Annotated in this window: 18 protein-coding genes; 11 read left to right on the top strand and 7 right to left on the bottom strand. The window is 62.6% G+C overall.

Features of this window, described 5'->3' with window-relative positions; genetic code table 11:
* The first annotated feature begins 31 nt into the window (after positions 1-31).
* Together QCE58_RS11490 and QCE58_RS11485 are read left to right on the top strand one after the other, a co-directional pair.
* Entirely contained in the window at positions 32-967 is a 936-nt protein-coding gene (locus QCE58_RS11490; RefSeq protein ID WP_309779569.1) for an FAD-binding protein, read from the top strand.
* A 104-nt stretch (positions 968-1,071) separates the two neighbouring features.
* Positions 1,072-2,862 (top strand): acyl-CoA dehydrogenase, encoded by a 1,791-nt coding sequence (locus QCE58_RS11485; RefSeq protein ID WP_250521248.1) that lies wholly within the window; start codon positions 1,072-1,074, stop codon positions 2,860-2,862.
* A gap of 59 nt (positions 2,863-2,921) precedes the next feature.
* Here the strand turns inward: QCE58_RS11485 and QCE58_RS11480 are convergent, their stop codons facing one another.
* Positions 2,922-4,214 carry a D-amino acid dehydrogenase gene (locus tag QCE58_RS11480; RefSeq protein ID WP_250478782.1) on the bottom strand — a complete coding sequence of 431 codons (1,293 nt, stop codon included), beginning with the start codon at positions 4,212-4,214 and terminating at the stop codon, positions 2,922-2,924.
* A gap of 131 nt (positions 4,215-4,345) precedes the next feature.
* Here QCE58_RS11480 and QCE58_RS11475 point away from each other — a divergent pair, with 131 nt between their 5' ends.
* Together QCE58_RS11475 and QCE58_RS11470 are read left to right on the top strand one after the other, a co-directional pair.
* Positions 4,346-4,834 carry an Lrp/AsnC ligand binding domain-containing protein gene (locus QCE58_RS11475; RefSeq protein WP_008342349.1) on the top strand — a complete coding sequence of 163 codons (489 nt, stop codon included), beginning with the start codon at positions 4,346-4,348 and terminating at the stop codon, positions 4,832-4,834.
* A 68-nt stretch (positions 4,835-4,902) separates the two neighbouring features.
* Positions 4,903-6,030 (top strand): PA0069 family radical SAM protein, encoded by a 1,128-nt coding sequence (locus QCE58_RS11470; RefSeq protein WP_250521247.1) that lies wholly within the window; start codon positions 4,903-4,905, stop codon positions 6,028-6,030.
* Between the two features lie 4 nt (positions 6,031-6,034).
* Here QCE58_RS11470 and QCE58_RS11465 read toward each other — a convergent pair whose 3' ends face one another.
* Complete coding sequence (locus QCE58_RS11465) at positions 6,035-6,538, bottom strand: TM2 domain-containing protein (protein ID WP_250434990.1); 504 nt, start codon at positions 6,536-6,538, stop codon at positions 6,035-6,037.
* A 240-nt stretch (positions 6,539-6,778) separates the two neighbouring features.
* On the opposite strand from QCE58_RS11465, the gene rpsP reads away from it, so the two are divergent.
* The 6 genes from rpsP to QCE58_RS11435 all read left to right on the top strand — a co-directional run bounded on the left by rpsP (position 6,779) and on the right by QCE58_RS11435 (position 11,010).
* Positions 6,779-7,033, top strand: coding sequence for a 30S ribosomal protein S16 (rpsP, locus tag QCE58_RS11460; RefSeq protein WP_008342343.1), 255 nt, complete (start codon positions 6,779-6,781; stop codon positions 7,031-7,033).
* Between the two features lie 54 nt (positions 7,034-7,087).
* Positions 7,088-7,834 carry a ribosome maturation factor RimM gene (gene rimM / locus QCE58_RS11455; RefSeq protein WP_034472683.1) on the top strand — a complete coding sequence of 249 codons (747 nt, stop codon included), beginning with the start codon at positions 7,088-7,090 and terminating at the stop codon, positions 7,832-7,834.
* Positions 7,835-7,859: 25 nt separating this feature from the next.
* A complete protein-coding gene (gene trmD, locus QCE58_RS11450) occupies positions 7,860-8,630 on the top strand; it encodes a tRNA (guanosine(37)-N1)-methyltransferase TrmD (protein WP_008342340.1) in 771 nt (256 codons plus the stop codon).
* Between the two features lie 129 nt (positions 8,631-8,759).
* Positions 8,760-9,149, top strand: a complete 390-nt coding sequence (rplS, locus tag QCE58_RS11445) for a 50S ribosomal protein L19 (protein WP_008342338.1) — start codon at positions 8,760-8,762, stop codon at positions 9,147-9,149.
* Between the two features lie 143 nt (positions 9,150-9,292).
* Complete coding sequence (locus tag QCE58_RS11440) at positions 9,293-9,952, top strand: CoA pyrophosphatase (protein ID WP_309779565.1); 660 nt, start codon at positions 9,293-9,295, stop codon at positions 9,950-9,952.
* A gap of 119 nt (positions 9,953-10,071) precedes the next feature.
* Positions 10,072-11,010 carry a CobD/CbiB family protein gene (locus tag QCE58_RS11435; RefSeq protein WP_008342334.1) on the top strand — a complete coding sequence of 313 codons (939 nt, stop codon included), beginning with the start codon at positions 10,072-10,074 and terminating at the stop codon, positions 11,008-11,010.
* On the opposite strand, the gene QCE58_RS11430 is transcribed toward QCE58_RS11435, so the two are convergent.
* The 3 genes from QCE58_RS11430 to QCE58_RS11420 are packed head-to-tail and all read right to left on the bottom strand — an operon-like array spanning position 11,011 to position 13,522.
* Complete coding sequence (locus QCE58_RS11430) at positions 11,011-11,334, bottom strand: DUF2007 domain-containing protein (protein WP_034472677.1); 324 nt, start codon at positions 11,332-11,334, stop codon at positions 11,011-11,013.
* A complete protein-coding gene (gene rsgA / locus QCE58_RS11425) occupies positions 11,331-12,257 on the bottom strand; it encodes a ribosome small subunit-dependent GTPase A (protein WP_250434988.1) in 927 nt (308 codons plus the stop codon). The genes QCE58_RS11430 and rsgA overlap by 4 nt, the downstream gene beginning before the upstream one ends.
* Positions 12,254-13,522, bottom strand: coding sequence for a M48 family metallopeptidase (locus tag QCE58_RS11420; RefSeq protein WP_008342330.1), 1,269 nt, complete (start codon positions 13,520-13,522; stop codon positions 12,254-12,256). Before QCE58_RS11420 ends, rsgA begins: the two co-directional genes overlap by 4 nt.
* A gap of 103 nt (positions 13,523-13,625) precedes the next feature.
* Between QCE58_RS11420 and orn the strand changes: the two genes are divergently transcribed.
* Positions 13,626-14,234: an oligoribonuclease gene (gene orn / locus QCE58_RS11415; RefSeq protein ID WP_250434985.1), complete on the top strand. Its 609-nt coding sequence runs from the start codon at positions 13,626-13,628 to the stop codon at positions 14,232-14,234.
* Here orn and mog read toward each other — a convergent pair.
* Both mog and yjgA read right to left on the bottom strand, forming a co-directional pair.
* Positions 14,231-14,839: a molybdopterin adenylyltransferase gene (gene mog, locus QCE58_RS11410; RefSeq protein ID WP_250502315.1), complete on the bottom strand. Its 609-nt coding sequence runs from the start codon at positions 14,837-14,839 to the stop codon at positions 14,231-14,233. The genes orn and mog overlap by 4 nt on opposite strands.
* Positions 14,826-15,431: a ribosome biogenesis factor YjgA gene (yjgA, locus tag QCE58_RS11405; protein WP_034472813.1), complete on the bottom strand. Its 606-nt coding sequence runs from the start codon at positions 15,429-15,431 to the stop codon at positions 14,826-14,828. Before yjgA ends, mog begins: the two co-directional genes overlap by 14 nt.
* Positions 15,432-15,624 lie beyond the last annotated feature (193 nt).

Below are 15,624 nucleotides of genomic sequence, written 5' to 3'. Positions count from 1 at the left end.
AACTGAAAACCGAAGCGAAGGTGATCTGAACATGACGATTCTCGTAATTGCAGAACACGACAATGCGTCGATCAAGGCAGCGACGCTGAACACGGTTGCGGCGGCATCGAAGATTGGTGGCGATGTGCATGTGCTGATCGCGGGCTCGAACGCGCAGGGCGCGGCGGATGCGGCGGCGAAGCTCGCGGGCGTTTCGAAAGTGCTCCTCGCCGATGCGCCGCAACTCGCTGAAGGCTTGGCGGAGAACGTCGAAGCTACGGTGTTGAACATCGCGAAGGATTATTCGCACATTCTGGCTCCGGCGACCGCGTACGGTAAGAACATCGCGCCGCGTATCGCTGCACACTTGGATGTCGCGCAAATCAGCGACATCACCGCCGTCGATAGCGCCGATACTTTCGAACGCCCGATCTACGCAGGCAACGCCATCGCGACGGTTCAATCGAGCGATCCGATCAAGGTCATCACCGTTCGCGCGACGGGCTTCGATCCGGTTGCGGCGGAAGGCGGCAGCGCATCGGTCGAAAAGATCGAAGCCGCAGCCGATGCAGGCATTTCATCGTTCGTGTCGCGCGAAGTCACCAAGCTCGATCGTCCGGAACTGACGAGCGCGCACATCATCGTGTCGGGTGGCCGTGGTCTGGGCAGCGGCGAGAACTACACGAAGACGCTAGAACCGCTCGCCGACAAGCTCGGCGCGGCGCTGGGCGCATCGCGCGCGGCGGTCGATGCGGGCTATGTCCCGAACGATTTTCAGGTGGGTCAAACCGGCAAGATCGTCGCGCCCCAACTGTACGTGGCGGTCGGCATCTCGGGCGCGATTCAACACTTGGCCGGCATGAAGGACTCGAAGGTCATCGTCGCGATCAACAAAGACCCCGAAGCGCCGATCTTCAGCGTCGCCGATTACGGTCTCGTCGGCGATCTGTTCTCGGTCGTGCCGGAACTGGTGAAAGAGCTCGGCTAACCGCGCCATGTGAGTCGAACACTCACCACAAAAATAAGAAAGGGCGCGACGAACGTTGCGCCCTTTTTTTGTACCCGAAAATTGAAACAGGAGGAGACAGGACGATGAGCTATCGCGCACCCGTCAAGGACATGTTGTTCGTAGTGAAGGAGCTGGCGGATATCGACCGCATTGCCGCGCTGCCCGGTCACGAAGACGCGGGCTTCGATACGGCGCAGGCCGTCGTCGAAGAAGCCGCGCGCTTTTGCAGCGAAGTAATCGCGCCGCTGAACGTCGAAGGCGATCGCAATCCAAGCGCCTGGGCGAACGGCGAAGTCACGACGACGCCCGGCTTCAAGAACGCGTTCCGCCAGTTCGCGGAAGGCGGCTGGCAAGGCGTCGTGCATCCGGCGGACTTCGGCGGACAGGGCTTGCCGAAGCTCATCGCGACGCCGTGCATCGAAGCGCTCAACTCGGCGAATCTCTCTTTCGCGCTGTGCCCGCTGCTCACCGACGGCGCAATCGAGGCGCTCCTCACCGCCGGCAGCGACGAGCAGAAGGCGCGCTATCTGCCGAAGTTCATTAGCGGCGAATGGACCGGCACGATGAACCTCACCGAGCCGCAGGCGGGTTCCGATCTCGCGCTTGTGCGCACGCGGGCCGAGCCGCAGGGCGATGGCACGTACAAGGTCTTCGGCACGAAAATCTTCATCACGTACGGCGAACACGACATGGCGAAGAACATCGTCCATCTCGTGCTCGCGCGCACGCCCGATGCGCCCGAGGGCGTGAAAGGCATCTCGCTCTTTCTCGTGCCGAAGTTCCTCGTCAATGACGACGGCTCGCTCGGCGAGCGCAACGACGTGCATTGCGTGTCGATCGAGCACAAGCTCGGCATCAAGGCGAGCCCGACGGCCGTGCTGCAATACGGCGATCACGGCGGGGCGACCGGGTATCTGATCGGCGAGGCGAATCGCGGCCTCGAATACATGTTCATCATGATGAACGCGGCGCGTTTTGCGGTCGGCATGCAGGGTGTCGCGATCGCCGAGCGCGCGTATCAACAGGCGGTCGCGTACGCGAAGGAGCGCGTGCAGAGCCGTCCCGTCGATGGCAGCGCGAAGGAGCCGGTGACGATCATCCATCACCCCGACGTGCGCCGCATGCTCTCGACGATGCGCGCCTACACCGAAGGCGCCCGCGCGCTCGCCTACGTCGCAGCGTCGCACAGCGATCTCGCGCACGGCCATCCGGACGATGACGCGAGGAAGAGTCATCAGGCGATCTACGAATATCTCGTGCCGATCGTGAAGGGCTTTTCCACGGAAATGTCGGTCGATGTCGCGAGTATCGGCGTGCAGGTGCATGGCGGCATGGGCTACATCGAGGAGACGGGCGCGGCGCAGCATTATCGCGACGCGCGCATTCTGCCGATCTACGAAGGCACGACGGCGATTCAGGCGAACGACCTCGTCGGTCGCAAGACCGTGCGCGATGGTGGCCGTGCGGCGCAAGCGCTGCTCGCGCAGATCGATCAGACGATCGCCGCGCTCGCCGAAGTGGATGGCAAGCCGTTCAAGTCGATGCATCGACATTTGAGCGCGGGAAGTCTGTCGCTGGCGCGCGCGATCGAGTTCATCGTCGCGAAGTCCAAGAGCGACCCGAACGCGGTGTTCGCGGGCAGCGTGCCGTATCTCCGGCTTGCGGGCATCGTGTTGTCCGGATGGCAGATGGCGCGCGCGATGCTCGTCTCGCAGGTGAAGCGCGCGGGAGACGAGCGCTTTCATTCCGCGAAGATCGCGACAGCCGAGTTTTTCGCGGAGCACATTCTGTCGCTGGCTCCTGGGATCGAGGCGTCCATCATCAGCGCGAACGGCGGGGAAGGCGTGCTCGCACTCAGCGAAGATCAGTTCTAGAAACGACAAAGCGCCTTCATCGAAGGCGCCTTTGCTTTGCTTTGATGCGACAACGCGAATTACGCGTTCGCGTATCCCGGACGCGTCTTCACGCCGACGTCGCCGAAATAGCGATGCACCGAAAGGTCGTCCGCGCGGATCGCGGGCTGCTTGCCGGACATGAGATCGGCGAGCAATTGGCCGGAGCCGCACGACATCGTCCAGCCGAGCGTGCCGTGGCCCGTGTTCAGGAACAGGTTCGGCACCGGCGTGCGGCCGACGATCGGCGTGCCGTCAGGCGTCATCGGGCGCAGGCCGGTCCAGAACGTGGCGTTCGCAGTGTCGCCGCCGCCCGGGAAGAGGTCGTTCACGCACATTTCGAGCGTTTCGCGACGCGCCGCTTTCAGGTTCTTGTCGTATCCGACAATTTCCGCCATGCCGCCCACGCGGATGCGGTCGTCGAAACGCGTGATCGCGATCTTGTACGTTTCGTCGAGCACGGTCGACACAGGCGCGCGGTTCGCATCGACGATCGGCGCGGTAATCGAATAGCCCTTCAGCGGATAGACCGGAATCTTGACGAGATCGCCCAGCAGTTTCGGCGAATACGAGCCGAGCGCGACGACGTACGAATCCGCCGTCACCAGTTCCTTGCCGCACTGCACGCCGGCGATGCGGCCATTCGCGACGGCGAGCGCGTCGATCGACGTGTTGTAGCGGAACTTGACGCCGAGCGCTTCGGCCATTGCGGCGAGCCGCGTGGTGAACATCTGGCAGTCGCCGGTTTCATCGTTCGGCAGACGCAGACCGCCCGTCAGCTTCTGCGACACGGCGGCGAGCGCGGGTTCGGCCTTCTTGAGTTCGTCGGCGGTGAGCAGCTCGAACGGCACGTTCGCGTCTTTCAGCACGGCGATGTCCTTGCCCGCGCCATCGAATTGCTGCTGCGTACGGAACAGTTGCAGCGTGCCCCCCGTGCGGCCTTCATAGGAAATGCCCGTGTCCGCGCGCAGCGCCTGCAGGCAGTCGCGGCTGTATTCGGCGAGGCGGACCATGCGGCCCTTGTTCACCGTGTAGCGATCTTGCGTGCAGTTACGCAGCATTTGCCACATCCATTGCAACTGATTCATCGTGCCGTCGAGGCGGATCGCGAGCGGCGCGTGCTTTTCGAACATCCACTTCACGGCTTTGAGCGGCACGCCCGGCGCGGCCCACGGCGATGCATAACCGGGAGAGATCTGTCCGGCGTTCGCGAAACTCGTTTCGAGCGCGGGGCCGGCTTCGCGATCGATGACCGTGACTTCGTGGCCGGCGCGAGCAAGGTAATACGCGCTCGTCACGCCGACGACGCCGCTTCCGAGAATAACGATTCGCATGTGATCTCCAATTCGATTTCGCTGGACAGCCGGCCAAACCTGCGACACCCTGTCCGTCTAGTGTTATCGCCTATAGTATTGGGATCAAAGCAGTTTTAGTTATTGTATTTGGTCGATTTTCAGGAAAAAAAATGCGAACGCAGCGAAATCCGGTCCGCACGCTCGACAAGCTCGATCACAAGATCTTGAACATCCTTCAGGAGGACGGCCGCATCGCGATGAAGGATCTGGCGGAGCGCGTCGGATTGTCCGTGACGCCGTGTATCGAGCGCGTGAAACGCATGGAGCGCGACGGCGTCATCGTCGGCTATTACGCGCGCGTGAATCCGACCGAACTCGGCGCGGCGCTGCTCGTGTTCGTCGAGATCACGCTGGATCACAAAAGCGGCAACATGTTCGAGCAGTTCCGGCGCGAAGTGCAGAAGATTCCCGAAGTGCTCGAGTGTCATCTCGTGTCGGGCGATTTCGACTATCTGATCAAGGCGCGGATCGGCGAAATGGCGGACTATCGCAAGCTGCTCGGCGACATCCTGTTGCAACTGCCGGGCGCGGTTCAGTCGAAGAGCTATGTGGTGATGGAGGAGATCAAGGAGACGCTGAAGATTCTCGTCGAGACGTGATTTTTCGCTTGCGACGAAACGTCGATACTGTATATTTGTACAGTATCAATCGTTGGATTTTGTCGCAAATGTCATCGCCGGATCGTGAATATCCCGTCGCGCCGCCCGCTCCGTTGAAGGGGCGCGGCGCGGTCACGAACATCCAGGGCCGCTACGAGAAGGACGAGCGCGAGCGCGTCGACGACGGCTGGCTGCACGCCGCGGATGCCGAGGACGAGAGCGCACCGCCGCTGCGCACGCAGGTGTTCGAAGAGCGCGCCAAAACCATCCTCACGCGCAACAGTTCGCCGGATATTCCGTTCTCGGTATCGCTCAATCCCTATCGCGGATGCGAACACGGCTGCATCTACTGTTTCGCTCGTCCGACGCACAGCTATCTCGGACTGTCGCCCGGCCTCGATTTCGAAAGCCGCATTTACGCGAAGATCAATGCGCCCGAATTGCTCGAACGCGAACTGGCGAAGCCGAACTACGAGCCCGAGCCGATCGCGCTCGGCGTCAACACCGACGCGTATCAGCCGGTCGAACGGGATCTGCGACTCACGCGGCGCGTCATTCAGATGCTGCACGACTGCGGCCATCCGTTCGCGGCGATCACGAAGAGCTCGCTGATCGAGCGCGACATAGACCTACTCGCGCCGATGGCCGAACGCGGCCAGATGATGGCGGCGATCACAGTCACCACGCTCGATGCCGATATCGCGCGCACGCTCGAACCGCGCGCGGCCACACCTTCGCGGCGTCTGCGCACGATTCGCACGCTCGCGGAGGCGGGCATTCCAGTGGGCGTGAGCATCGCGCCGGTCATTCCGTTCGTGACGGAGCCGGACCTGGAGCGTGTGCTGGAAGCGTGCGCAGAGGCGGGCGCGACGACCGCGAGCTATATCGTGCTGCGTCTGCCATGGGAAGTCGCGCCGCTCTTCAAGTATTGGCTCGCCGCGCATTTTCCCGACCGCGCGGATCGCGTGATGAGCCGCGTGCGCGACATGCGCGGCGGCAAGGATTACGACTCGGATTTCTCGAAGCGCATGAAAGGCGAGGGCCTTTGGGCCGACATGCTGAAACAGCGCTTTCAGAAGGCGACGAAACGTCTTGGGCTTAATGCAAGACAGCGCGGGATTCTCGATATGTCCGAGTTTCAGCGACCGGCGAAACGGCCGTCGCCGCCGGCGAGCCCGCAGCTCGATTTGTTCTGACGTTCTATTGCGACAAAGTCTTCGCGGCTGCGACCTGGCCTTCGAAATAAGTCTGGAACGTGAGCGCGAGACCGGTCATCAGCAGAAATGCGCCGATCAGCAGCGAAAAGATCACGACGAAGATCACGGTCCAACCGGAGCGGCTTTCGCGTCCCGTGTGCGCGTTGAATTGCGCGTCCCACTTGGCGTCCGGGCGCAGGCCGTAGACGAGCGCGGAGAGGAAAGCCGCAAGCAGCGAGATTGACCCGGGAAACGCCAGCGCCCAGCCGAGAATCGACGTGCGCTCCGTTTCGGCGAGCAGCAGATAGCCGAACGCACCCATTACGATACCGACGATATGCGCCCAGCCGTACTTGTCGCGCATTCCATAGAGGTAGAAGCGATGCAGTCCGATATAGCCGAACAGGAACGCCAGCGCGGCGGTCAGCGTTTTCGAGCGGAAGTATGGCGGAACCTGCTTGCCGGCCGGCTTGGAGCCGGATTGCGTGGCGACGGACGAGGAAGTCATCAGCGAAAGCGGTGGTGGATTGAGGCGGACGCCGGTCTGATATTTTACGCCTACCGCCGAGCACGCCGCCCATGACACGTTGCCGCATCGGCGTGATTTCCGGTATCTGGCAACGCGCCGAAGTCTTGCCGAACTTGGCGTCACATGCAAAAAATGCGTTAAGTGTTTGTTAGCGCGTCGGAATCCGGCTATAATCGCCTGTTCTCGTTGTTCCGAACCCCGGTTTTCAAGGATTTCAGCATGGTCATCATCCGCTTGGCTCGTGGCGGCTCGAAGAAGCGCCCGTTCTACAACATCGTCGCAACCGACTCGCGTAGCCGCCGTGACGGCCGCTTCATCGAGCGCGTGGGTTTCTACAACCCGGTCGCGACCAAGGGCGAATCGCTGCGCATCGCGCAAGATCGCCTGACGTACTGGCAAGGCGTTGGCGCGCAACTGTCGCCGACCGTCGAGCGTCTCGTCAAGCAAGCTCAGCAAGCCCAGCCGGCTGCTTGAGTTCGCTGAGCCGACGCTGTAATAAACGCTCGAAACCTGCCCAAAGGTTCGCCGATGTCCGCGCGCGATTCTGAATCCGGCCGCGCATCGGAAAACATCGGCCGAACGAAGCCGGGGCAAGATGAAAGTTCCGCCACGTTTGGCGCGTTCGTCCGCAAGCCGGGCGCGCGCCGCGTGGCGGGCGACGTTTCGGGTAGCAACAAAGGCAGCGATAAAGGCAGCATTCAGCCGGAAGCCGCAATCGAGCGGGTCGAGGCTTTGCCCGAAGACGCCGTCGAAGTCGGTTTTATCGCCGATGCGTACGGTCTGAAGGGTTGGGTCAAGATCGTTCCGCACGCGAACGGCAAGCAGGGCGGCGACGCGCTGCTGAGCGCCAAACGCTGGTGGCTCGTCAAAGGCCGCGATCGCAAGTCCGCGCGCTGCCTGCAGTCGAAAGTGCACGCCGATACCATCGTCGCGCGTCTGGCCGGCTGCGATGACCGCGATGCGGCGCTCGCGCTGAAGGGCCATACGGTGAATATCGCGCGTGGCGATTTCCCGAAGCTCGACAGCGACGACGAATTCTACTGGGTCGATCTGATCGGCCTCGATGTCGAAAATGAAGCTGGCGTTGCGCTTGGTCGCGTCGCCGATCTGATCGACAACGGCGCGCATTCCATTCTGCGGATCGAGTATCCGGATACGAACAAGGACGGCGCGCCCGTCACCGGCGAGCGGCTCATTCCGTTCGTCGGCGTATATGTGAAGACGGTGGACCGGGCGGCGAAGCGTATCGTCGTCGACTGGGACGCCGATTATTGAACATCGGCACGTTACGGAGAGAGCGATGCAGTTCGATGTCGTAACGCTCTTTCCCGAAATGTTTCGCGCGCTGACCGACTGGGGCATCACCAGCCGGGCGGTGAAGCAGGAGCGGTTCGGTCTGCGCACGTGGAATCCGCGCGATTTCACCACGGACAACTACCGCACCGTCGACGATCGCCCTTACGGCGGCGGCCCCGGCATGGTCATGCTGGCGCGCCCGCTGGAAGACGCGATCCACGCGGCGAAGGCTGCGCAGCGCGAGCAGGGCATCACGTCGACGCGCGTCGTGATGATGTCGCCGCAAGGTGCGAAGCTGGATCACGATCGCGTGATGCGATTCGCGCAGGAACCCGGTCTCGTATTGCTGTGCGGCCGTTACGAAGCGATCGATCAGCGCCTGATCGACCGTGAAGTGGACGAAGAAGTGAGCCTCGGCGACTTCGTGCTGTCCGGCGGAGAACTCCCCGCCATGGCGCTGATGGACGCCGTAGTGCGTCAGTTGCCGGGTGTGCTGAACGACGCGCAATCGGCGGTGCAGGACAGTTTCGTCGATGTGCTGCTCGATTGCCCGCACTACACGCGTCCGGAAGAGTACGACGGCGTGCGCGTTCCCGATGTGCTGCTCGGCGGCCATCACAAGGAAATCGACGCCTGGCGCAGGCGCGAAGCATTGCGCAACACATTCAACAAGCGGCCCGATCTGATCGAGCGGGCGCGTCGCAGCAAGATGTTGAGCCGTGCCGATGAGGCGTGGCTCGCAGAACTCGCGAAGGAAGCGTCGAAGCCCGCATAGGTTTCGAGCGGACGAGCGGGAAAATGGGGGCGTCGAGTGGTATCGGCGCCTGAAGCAAACCCATCCTCTACCGGGGCCTGACTCAATACAAGGCACACAACTCCGGCAAGATGGCACAAGGAGTCAGTAATGAATCTGATTGAGCAACTCGAGAAGGAAGAGATCGCACGCGTTCTGGGCGAGAAGAGCATCCCCGACTTCGCGCCGGGCGATACCGTCGTCGTCAACGTGAACGTGGTCGAAGGCACGCGCAAGCGTGTTCAGGCTTACGAAGGCGTCGTCATCGCGAAGCGTAACCGTGGCCTGAACTCGAACTTCATCGTCCGCAAGATCTCGTCGGGCGAAGGCGTCGAGCGTACGTTCCAGACCTACTCGCCGCTGCTCGCGAGCATCGTCGTGAAGCGTCGTGGCGATGTCCGCCGTGCGAAGCTCTACTACCTGCGCGAGCGTTCGGGCAAGTCGGCTCGAATCAAGGAAAAGCTGGTGTTCAAGGACAAGTCTGCTGCTTCCGCAGAGTAAGTCCCTCGCCAGAAGCAGTACGGAAAAAGCACCCCTCGGGTGCTTTTTTCTTTGGTGTGTTCAAATTGAGGCTTCCACAGAACCGTTCTCGACCCGTGTCCACCGGAAAGACTTCGACTCCCCGCATCCTCGAACCCGAAACGATGCCCGTCCTCTCGACGGGCGAGACACTCCCGCCCGTTCCGCCCGAGCGCCTCACGCCTGAAGGCTTGCGCGCGCGTTTCGCGATGGATCTCGACTGGGCGCGGGAAGAGCGCGAGCAGCGCATCAAGGCGATCGGCGGCGATCCGCGCGTGGCGTCCGTGCTGGTGCCGCTCGTCGTGCGCGAGGGCGGCTTGACCGTGCTGCTGACGCAGCGCGCCGATCATCTGTCGGATCACGCGGGGCAGATCAGTTTTCCGGGCGGCCGACGCGAGCCCGAAGACGCCGATGCCGCCGCCACCGCGCTTCGCGAAGCCTACGAAGAGGTGGGGTTGGGCGCGGAGCATTGCGAGGTCATCGGCGCGATGCCCGAGTATCTGACGGGCACGGGTTTCAAGGTGACGCCGGTCGTCGCGCTCGTGAATCCGCCATTCACATTGAAGGCCGATACACGCGAAGTCGCCGATATCTTCGAAGTGCCGCTCGCGTGGCTCATGAATCCCGCGAATCATGAAGTGCGGGTCTTTCGCTGGGAAGGCGGCGAGCGTCGTTTTTTTGCCATGCCATACAGCCCCGGCGACGGGAAGGCTCCTTATTTCATCTGGGGCGCAACGGCTGGCATGTTGCGCAATTTTTATCGCTTCCTCGTGGCTCGCGCGTGACGGCGCGAAAAGTCCGCGCCCTTGTTGCGCGTTGCGCAAATACTTAGCGCATTAAAGGCGTCGGGCGCTGTGCTATCGTTACGCGAAACTCGAACTATCCGACCGTTTCGGCGCTTCGCATGACTTTTTTCTCCGTATTGCTGGCTCTCGTCATTGAGCAGATGCGCGCGTTATCGCCGCACAATCCGATTTCGGCGTTGCTTCAATATCATGCGGAATCCACCGCGCACGGTTTCGATGCCGGCAAGGAGAAGCATGGCATCGTCGCGTGGCTCGTGGTCGTGCTGCCGTGGACGCTCTTCGTCGGGCTCGTCTATTACGTGCTCTATCGGATCAACTTCGTTCTGGCGTTCTTCTGGAACGTGGTGATCGTCTATTTCACGCTCGGTTTCCGGCAGTTCAGCCACTATTTCACCGATATCCATCTCGCGCTCAACAACGACGACGTTCCGCGCGCGCGGGAAGTCCTGGCCGAGTGGACCGGCATCGATACGGTCGACATGCCCGTCAGCGAAATCGTCCGGCATACGCTGGTTCATGCGGTCGTGGCATCGCACCGGCACGTGTTCGGCGTGTTCTTCTGGTTTCTGATTCCGATCGGCCCGGCGGGCGCGGTGCTCTATCGCATCGCCGAATACCTCGCGCGCGCGTGGTCGAAGCCGAATCCCGAGCGCACCGCGGAGTTCTCGTCGTTCGCGCAACGCGCGTTCTTCATCATCGATTGGGTGCCCGCGCGTCTGACGTCGCTCGGTTTCGCGATCGTCGGCAATTTCGAGGACGCCATTTACGCGTGGCGCAATCACGCGCGCCAATGGCCGGACGCAAACGAAGGCGTGTTGCTGGCAGCGGGCAGCGGTGCGCTGGGCGCGCGTCTCGCGGGGCCGCTCGCCGAGCCGCTTTCGGTCGAAGCGCTTGCCGTCGGCGATGCCAGTCCGTTGCCCGTCGGCGACGATTGCACGCCGCGCACGCTGCAATCGGCTGTCGGCCTCGTATGGCGGGCAGTCATTTTGTGGATGTTGCTACTGCTGATGCTGACGATCGCCGTGTGGCTGGCGTAATCAATCGTCGAGCGGATCGCGCGCCGTCTGGCAATTCCAGCAGACGGTGAACTGCGGCTCCAGCCACTCGCCGCAATGCTTGCACTTCCAGGGCCGGGCGTTCGCGTCCGGCCCTTTTCTCGCGCGCTCCAGAAGGCGCAAGGCCAGCGCTTCGTCGCGATCGTCGACGATCCAGATTTCCGGCGCGCACTGATCGGCCGGAATCTCCCCCATCGCGCCATTCAAATAACGGTTGTGCAACTCGCACGGCACGCCCGCGGCCGACAGCACGTTCACCCAATGCTGCGCCGTGATGAGATCGGGAGCGCGCGTGAGCCGCTTCATCGAACGATCTGGCTGGCTTCGTGCACGAGTTGCGCGTAGAGCGCGTGACGTTCGGGGCGAATTTTTCCCGCTTCGACGGCTTCGAGCACCGCGCATCCCGGCTCGTGCAGATGATGGCAGTTGTAGAAGCGGCAATGTCCGAGATAAGGCCGGAAATCGGCGAAGGCGCGCTCGAGCTGGCCTTCCGACAGATGATGCAGGCCGAATTCCTGAAAGCCCGGCGAATCGATCAGCGAGCCGCCGCCTGGCAGATCGTAGAGACGCGTGAATGTGGTCGTATGACGGCCGCTGTTGAGCGCGGACGAAATCTCGCGTGTGGCGGCGTCGGCATCGGGGACGAGCAGGTTCACGAGCGTCGATTTGCCCATGCCGGATTGACCGAGCAGGATCGTCGAGCGGTCTTTGAGGCGTGCGTCGAGTTGCGGATGAACGTCGCCGGGCGCCATCTTCGCCGAGAGCTCGATCACCGTGTAGCCGAGTTCGCGATACGGCGCGAGACGTTCGCGCGCGAGCGGCAACGCGCTTTCGACATCGATCTTGTTCAATACGATCAGCGATTCCAGACCGTGCGCCTCGGCCGCGATCAGCGCGCGTCCGAGCAGGTCTTCGCTGAAATGCGGCTCGGTGGCGAGCACGATCAGAAGTTGATCGAGATTCGCCGCGAAGAGCTTCGACTTGAACTGATCCGAGCGATAGAGCAGATTGCGCCGTTCGGCGATCTCGACGATCACGCCCTGATCCGCCGACGACTGCTCGTAGAACACGCGATCGCCTACGGCCACCTCGCTTTTCTTGCCGCGCGGAAAGCACTGGAGCATCGCGCCGCCGTCTTCGGGCGTGACGAGATAGTGCCGCCCGTGCGCGGCGATCACCGTGCCTTCGAGCCGTGCCGCCGCACCTGACCGCTTGAACCCGCGCGTCATGCGGCGTGCTGCATCAGGCGGTCGATGCGCTGCGAGGCGGGCGGATGCGAGTAGTAGAACGCGGTGTAGATCGGATCGGGCGTGAGCGTCGACGCGTTGTCTTCATATAGCTTCACGAGCGCGTTCACGAGATCCTTCGGATCGGTCTGGCTGGCGGCGAAAGCATCGGCTTCGAACTCGTTCTTGCGCGATGTCAGGCTGCCGAGCGGCGTGATGAAGAACATGAACACGGGCAGCACGAGCATGAAGAGCACGAGCGCCAGCCCGTTATTGCTGCCGACGAGCGACGGCCGCACGCCGAGACCTTCGTAGAACCACGTCGTCTGAATGAGCCAGCCCAGCAGCGCGAGCATCGCGAGGCTGATGCCGAACATGACGACCATCAGCTTCAGAACGTGACGGCGCTTGAAATGGCCGAGTTCGTGCGCGAGCACCGCTTCGATTTCGTTGCCGGAAAGCCGCGCGAGCAGCGTGTCGAAGAACACGATGCGCTTTGCCGCGCCAAAGCCGGTGAAATACGCGTTGCCGTGCGCCGAGCGGCGGCTGCCGTCCATCACGAACAGGCCTTTCGCGGCGAAGCCCGTGCGCGACATCAGATTCGTGATGCGTGCGACGAGTGCTTCATCCTTCAGCGGTTCGAACTTGTTGAAGAGCGGCGCGATGAAGGTCGGATAGATGATCATCGCAAGCAGCTGGAAAGCCACCCAGACCATCCACGTCCACAGCCACCAGAAGGTGCCGGCGCGATCCATGAGCCAGAGCGTGAGCAGCAAGAGCGGCGCGCCGATCACGATGGCGAGCACCGTGCCCTTGACGAGATCGACGAAGAAGAGCTTCTTCGACATGCGATTGAAGCCGAACTTTTCCTCGATCACGAAATGGCGGATGTAGTCGAACGGCAGATCGATGACGCTCGTGATCGCCACCACCGACGCCACCAGCGCGATCTGTCCGAGATAGCCGCGGCCGAGCCAGTCCGAAATGGCGAGATCGAGCGCCTGGACGCCGCCGAGCAGCGTCAGCGCGACGAGCACGACCGCGCTCGTGACGACTTCGATCATGGTGAGGCGCGTGCGCTCGACGGTGTAATCCGCGGCGCGCTGATGCGCCGTGAGCGGGATCGTGCCGCTGAATTGCGCGGGCACGCCGTTGCGATGCGCGGCGACGTAGCGGATCTGGCGCGATGCGAGCCACAGCTTGGTCGAAACCATCGCGACGAGGGCGACGACGAAGATCGTCGAGAAGGCGAGAGTGAGGTTGGTCATCCGGGAATTCCGATTGAACTATGCGAGAATTATAGGTTCTAGGCCGTGCCGGCGCGCTCAGAAACTGTGCGGCATGGCTTTCCCATCTTTCAGGCCGCTTTTCATGACCGACATCTCCACCACGCCCGAATCAGAAGAAAACGCGCTCGTGCGCAGCGACATGAACCTCGTGTGGCTCGATATGGAGATGACCGGCCTCGATCCGGACAACGATCGCATCATCGAGATCGCGGTGGTCGTCACGAATTCGACGCTCGACAAGATGGTCGAAGGCCCGGTCCTCGCGATTCATCAGACGGAAGAAGCGCTCGGCCGCATGGACGAGTGGAATCGCAACACGCACGGCCGCTCGGGGCTGACCGAGCGCGTGAAGGCGTCGACGGTCGATGAAGCCGAAGCCACGCGCCAGATCCGCGATTTTCTCGGGGCTTACGTGCCGCCCGGCAAGTCGCCGATGTGCGGCAACTCGATCTGCCAGGACCGACGCTTCATGGCGCGCTGGATGCCCGAACTGGAGACGTTCTTCCACTATCGCAATCTCGACGTCAGCACGTTGAAGGAACTGTGCCGCCGCTGGCAGCCGGCGATTTACAAGGGCTTTCAGAAGCGTGCGATGCACACGGCGCTCGCCGATATCCACGAGTCGATCGACGAGCTCAAGTACTACCGCCAGCATTTCCTGATTCCGTCGGCGAGCGCAGCCGCGTCCTAATTCTTCGGCGGGCGGATCGCGCTCTTCGGACGAAACGCGGCGACCACTTCCGGCCGCGTTTCGATATACGGCCCGCCGATCAGATCGATGCAATACGGCACGGCCGCGAAAATGCCCGGCACTTTCGTTCTGCCGTCTGCGTCTTTCAGACCTTGGAGCGTTTCGCGGATCGACTTCGGCTGGCCCGGCAGATTGATGATGAGCGCAGCGTGGTCTTCCGTTTCGCGAATCACCGCGACTTGCCGCGAGAGAATGGCCGTCGGCACGAAATTCAGGCTGATCTGGCGCATCTGCTCGCCGAAGCCGGGCATCGGCTTGGTGGCGACGGCGAGCGTCGCCTCGGGCGTCACGTCGCGGCGGGACGGGCCGGTGCCGCCTGTCGTCAGCACCAGATCGCAGCGGTGCGTATCGACGAGCTCGACGAGCGTCGCGGAAATGGTCGCGGCGTCGTCGTGAATCAGCCGCGTCTCGGCCCGAAACGGCGTCGAGAGCGCCGCTCCGAGCCACTCGACGAGCGACGGCAAGCCCTTGTCCTCGTAGACGCCGGAAGACGCGCGATCGCTGATCGACACCAGTCCGACTATCAGTTCGTCACGCGTCGTCATCGCGATCGTCCTCGTCGTCTTCGACATCGTCGTCTTGCGCGCCCGACGCGTTCTTGATCCACTGGAAGAGTTCGCGGTAATAGCGCGGCGGCTTTTGCTGCTCGCGCTCCTTGCGCGCGTTGCGGATCAGCGTGCGGCCTTCCTGCGGATCGACGCCCGGATGCGTGCGGATGAATTCGGTGAGCGCGGCGTCATCGGCGAGCAATTGTTCGCGCGTGCGCTCGATCCAGTGCATGCGCGCGGTTTCGGCCTTGTTCACGCCGCGATGGGTGTCGAGCGCGGTGCGCAGCGCGGCGACTTCGTCTTCGGTCAGCGAGCGCATGACCTTGCCGACGTACTGCAACTGACGGCGCTTGCCTTCGTGATCGGTGATGCGGCGTGCCTCGCGCACGGCGTCGCCGAGATCCTCGGGCATCGGCATGCGTTTGAGCGCATCCTTGGGCAGCGCGATGAGCGCTTCCCCCAGCTCCTGCAGCGCGTGCATTTCGCGCTTGAGCTGGGATTTGCTCGGACGGTCGTAGCCGTTTTCGTCGGCCTCGCGATCGTCGTCGCGGCCGGAATCGATCGGTTGAATGCGGGTTTTACGGTTCATCCCGACATTGTAGCTTGCGCCCGCATCGCTTTTGCCGGGTCGCGGCCGGCGCTGCGACAAACCTTGGCGGGTGAATGCACGCCGTCCTTGCTATGATCGCGTGATACGCCGGTCCCGCTTTGCGATGCTCGACGACGAGCGCATCTGGCAGGGAATCCCGAAGCAATCACGACATGCGCGGGCGCGACACGCC

The sequence above is a fragment of the Caballeronia sp. LZ028 genome (genome assembly GCF_031451415.1).
Lineage (GTDB): Bacteria > Pseudomonadota > Gammaproteobacteria > Burkholderiales > Burkholderiaceae > Caballeronia > Caballeronia zhejiangensis.
The sequence above is the reverse complement of the archived record's forward strand: the minus strand, read 5'-3'. Positions and strand labels throughout refer to the sequence as shown.

What these genes read in the sequence shown, in the direction of transcription:
- QCE58_RS11430 (WP_034472677.1), bottom strand. Translation starts at nt 11,334, where the DNA reads ATGAAGCGGCTCACGCGCGCTCCCGATCTCATCACGGCGCAGCATTGG.
- QCE58_RS11475 (WP_008342349.1), top strand. Translation starts at nt 4,346, where the DNA reads ATGCGAACGCAGCGAAATCCGGTCCGCACGCTCGACAAGCTCGATCAC.
- QCE58_RS11480 (WP_250478782.1), bottom strand. Translation starts at nt 4,214, where the DNA reads ATGCGAATCGTTATTCTCGGAAGCGGCGTCGTCGGCGTGACGAGCGCG.
- mog (WP_250502315.1), bottom strand. Translation starts at nt 14,839, where the DNA reads ATGACGACGCGTGACGAACTGATAGTCGGACTGGTGTCGATCAGCGAT.
- trmD (WP_008342340.1), top strand. Translation starts at nt 7,860, where the DNA reads ATGCAGTTCGATGTCGTAACGCTCTTTCCCGAAATGTTTCGCGCGCTG.
- QCE58_RS11485 (WP_250521248.1), top strand. Translation starts at nt 1,072, where the DNA reads ATGAGCTATCGCGCACCCGTCAAGGACATGTTGTTCGTAGTGAAGGAG.
- QCE58_RS11470 (WP_250521247.1), top strand. Translation starts at nt 4,903, where the DNA reads ATGTCATCGCCGGATCGTGAATATCCCGTCGCGCCGCCCGCTCCGTTG.
- rplS (WP_008342338.1), top strand. Translation starts at nt 8,760, where the DNA reads ATGAATCTGATTGAGCAACTCGAGAAGGAAGAGATCGCACGCGTTCTG.
- QCE58_RS11440 (WP_309779565.1), top strand. Translation starts at nt 9,293, where the DNA reads ATGCCCGTCCTCTCGACGGGCGAGACACTCCCGCCCGTTCCGCCCGAG.
- QCE58_RS11490 (WP_309779569.1), top strand. Translation starts at nt 32, where the DNA reads ATGACGATTCTCGTAATTGCAGAACACGACAATGCGTCGATCAAGGCA.
- rimM (WP_034472683.1), top strand. Translation starts at nt 7,088, where the DNA reads ATGTCCGCGCGCGATTCTGAATCCGGCCGCGCATCGGAAAACATCGGC.
- QCE58_RS11435 (WP_008342334.1), top strand. Translation starts at nt 10,072, where the DNA reads ATGACTTTTTTCTCCGTATTGCTGGCTCTCGTCATTGAGCAGATGCGC.
- rpsP (WP_008342343.1), top strand. Translation starts at nt 6,779, where the DNA reads ATGGTCATCATCCGCTTGGCTCGTGGCGGCTCGAAGAAGCGCCCGTTC.
- rsgA (WP_250434988.1), bottom strand. Translation starts at nt 12,257, where the DNA reads ATGACGCGCGGGTTCAAGCGGTCAGGTGCGGCGGCACGGCTCGAAGGC.
- QCE58_RS11420 (WP_008342330.1), bottom strand. Translation starts at nt 13,522, where the DNA reads ATGACCAACCTCACTCTCGCCTTCTCGACGATCTTCGTCGTCGCCCTC.
- orn (WP_250434985.1), top strand. Translation starts at nt 13,626, where the DNA reads ATGACCGACATCTCCACCACGCCCGAATCAGAAGAAAACGCGCTCGTG.
- QCE58_RS11465 (WP_250434990.1), bottom strand. Translation starts at nt 6,538, where the DNA reads ATGACTTCCTCGTCCGTCGCCACGCAATCCGGCTCCAAGCCGGCCGGC.
- yjgA (WP_034472813.1), bottom strand. Translation starts at nt 15,431, where the DNA reads ATGAACCGTAAAACCCGCATTCAACCGATCGATTCCGGCCGCGACGAC.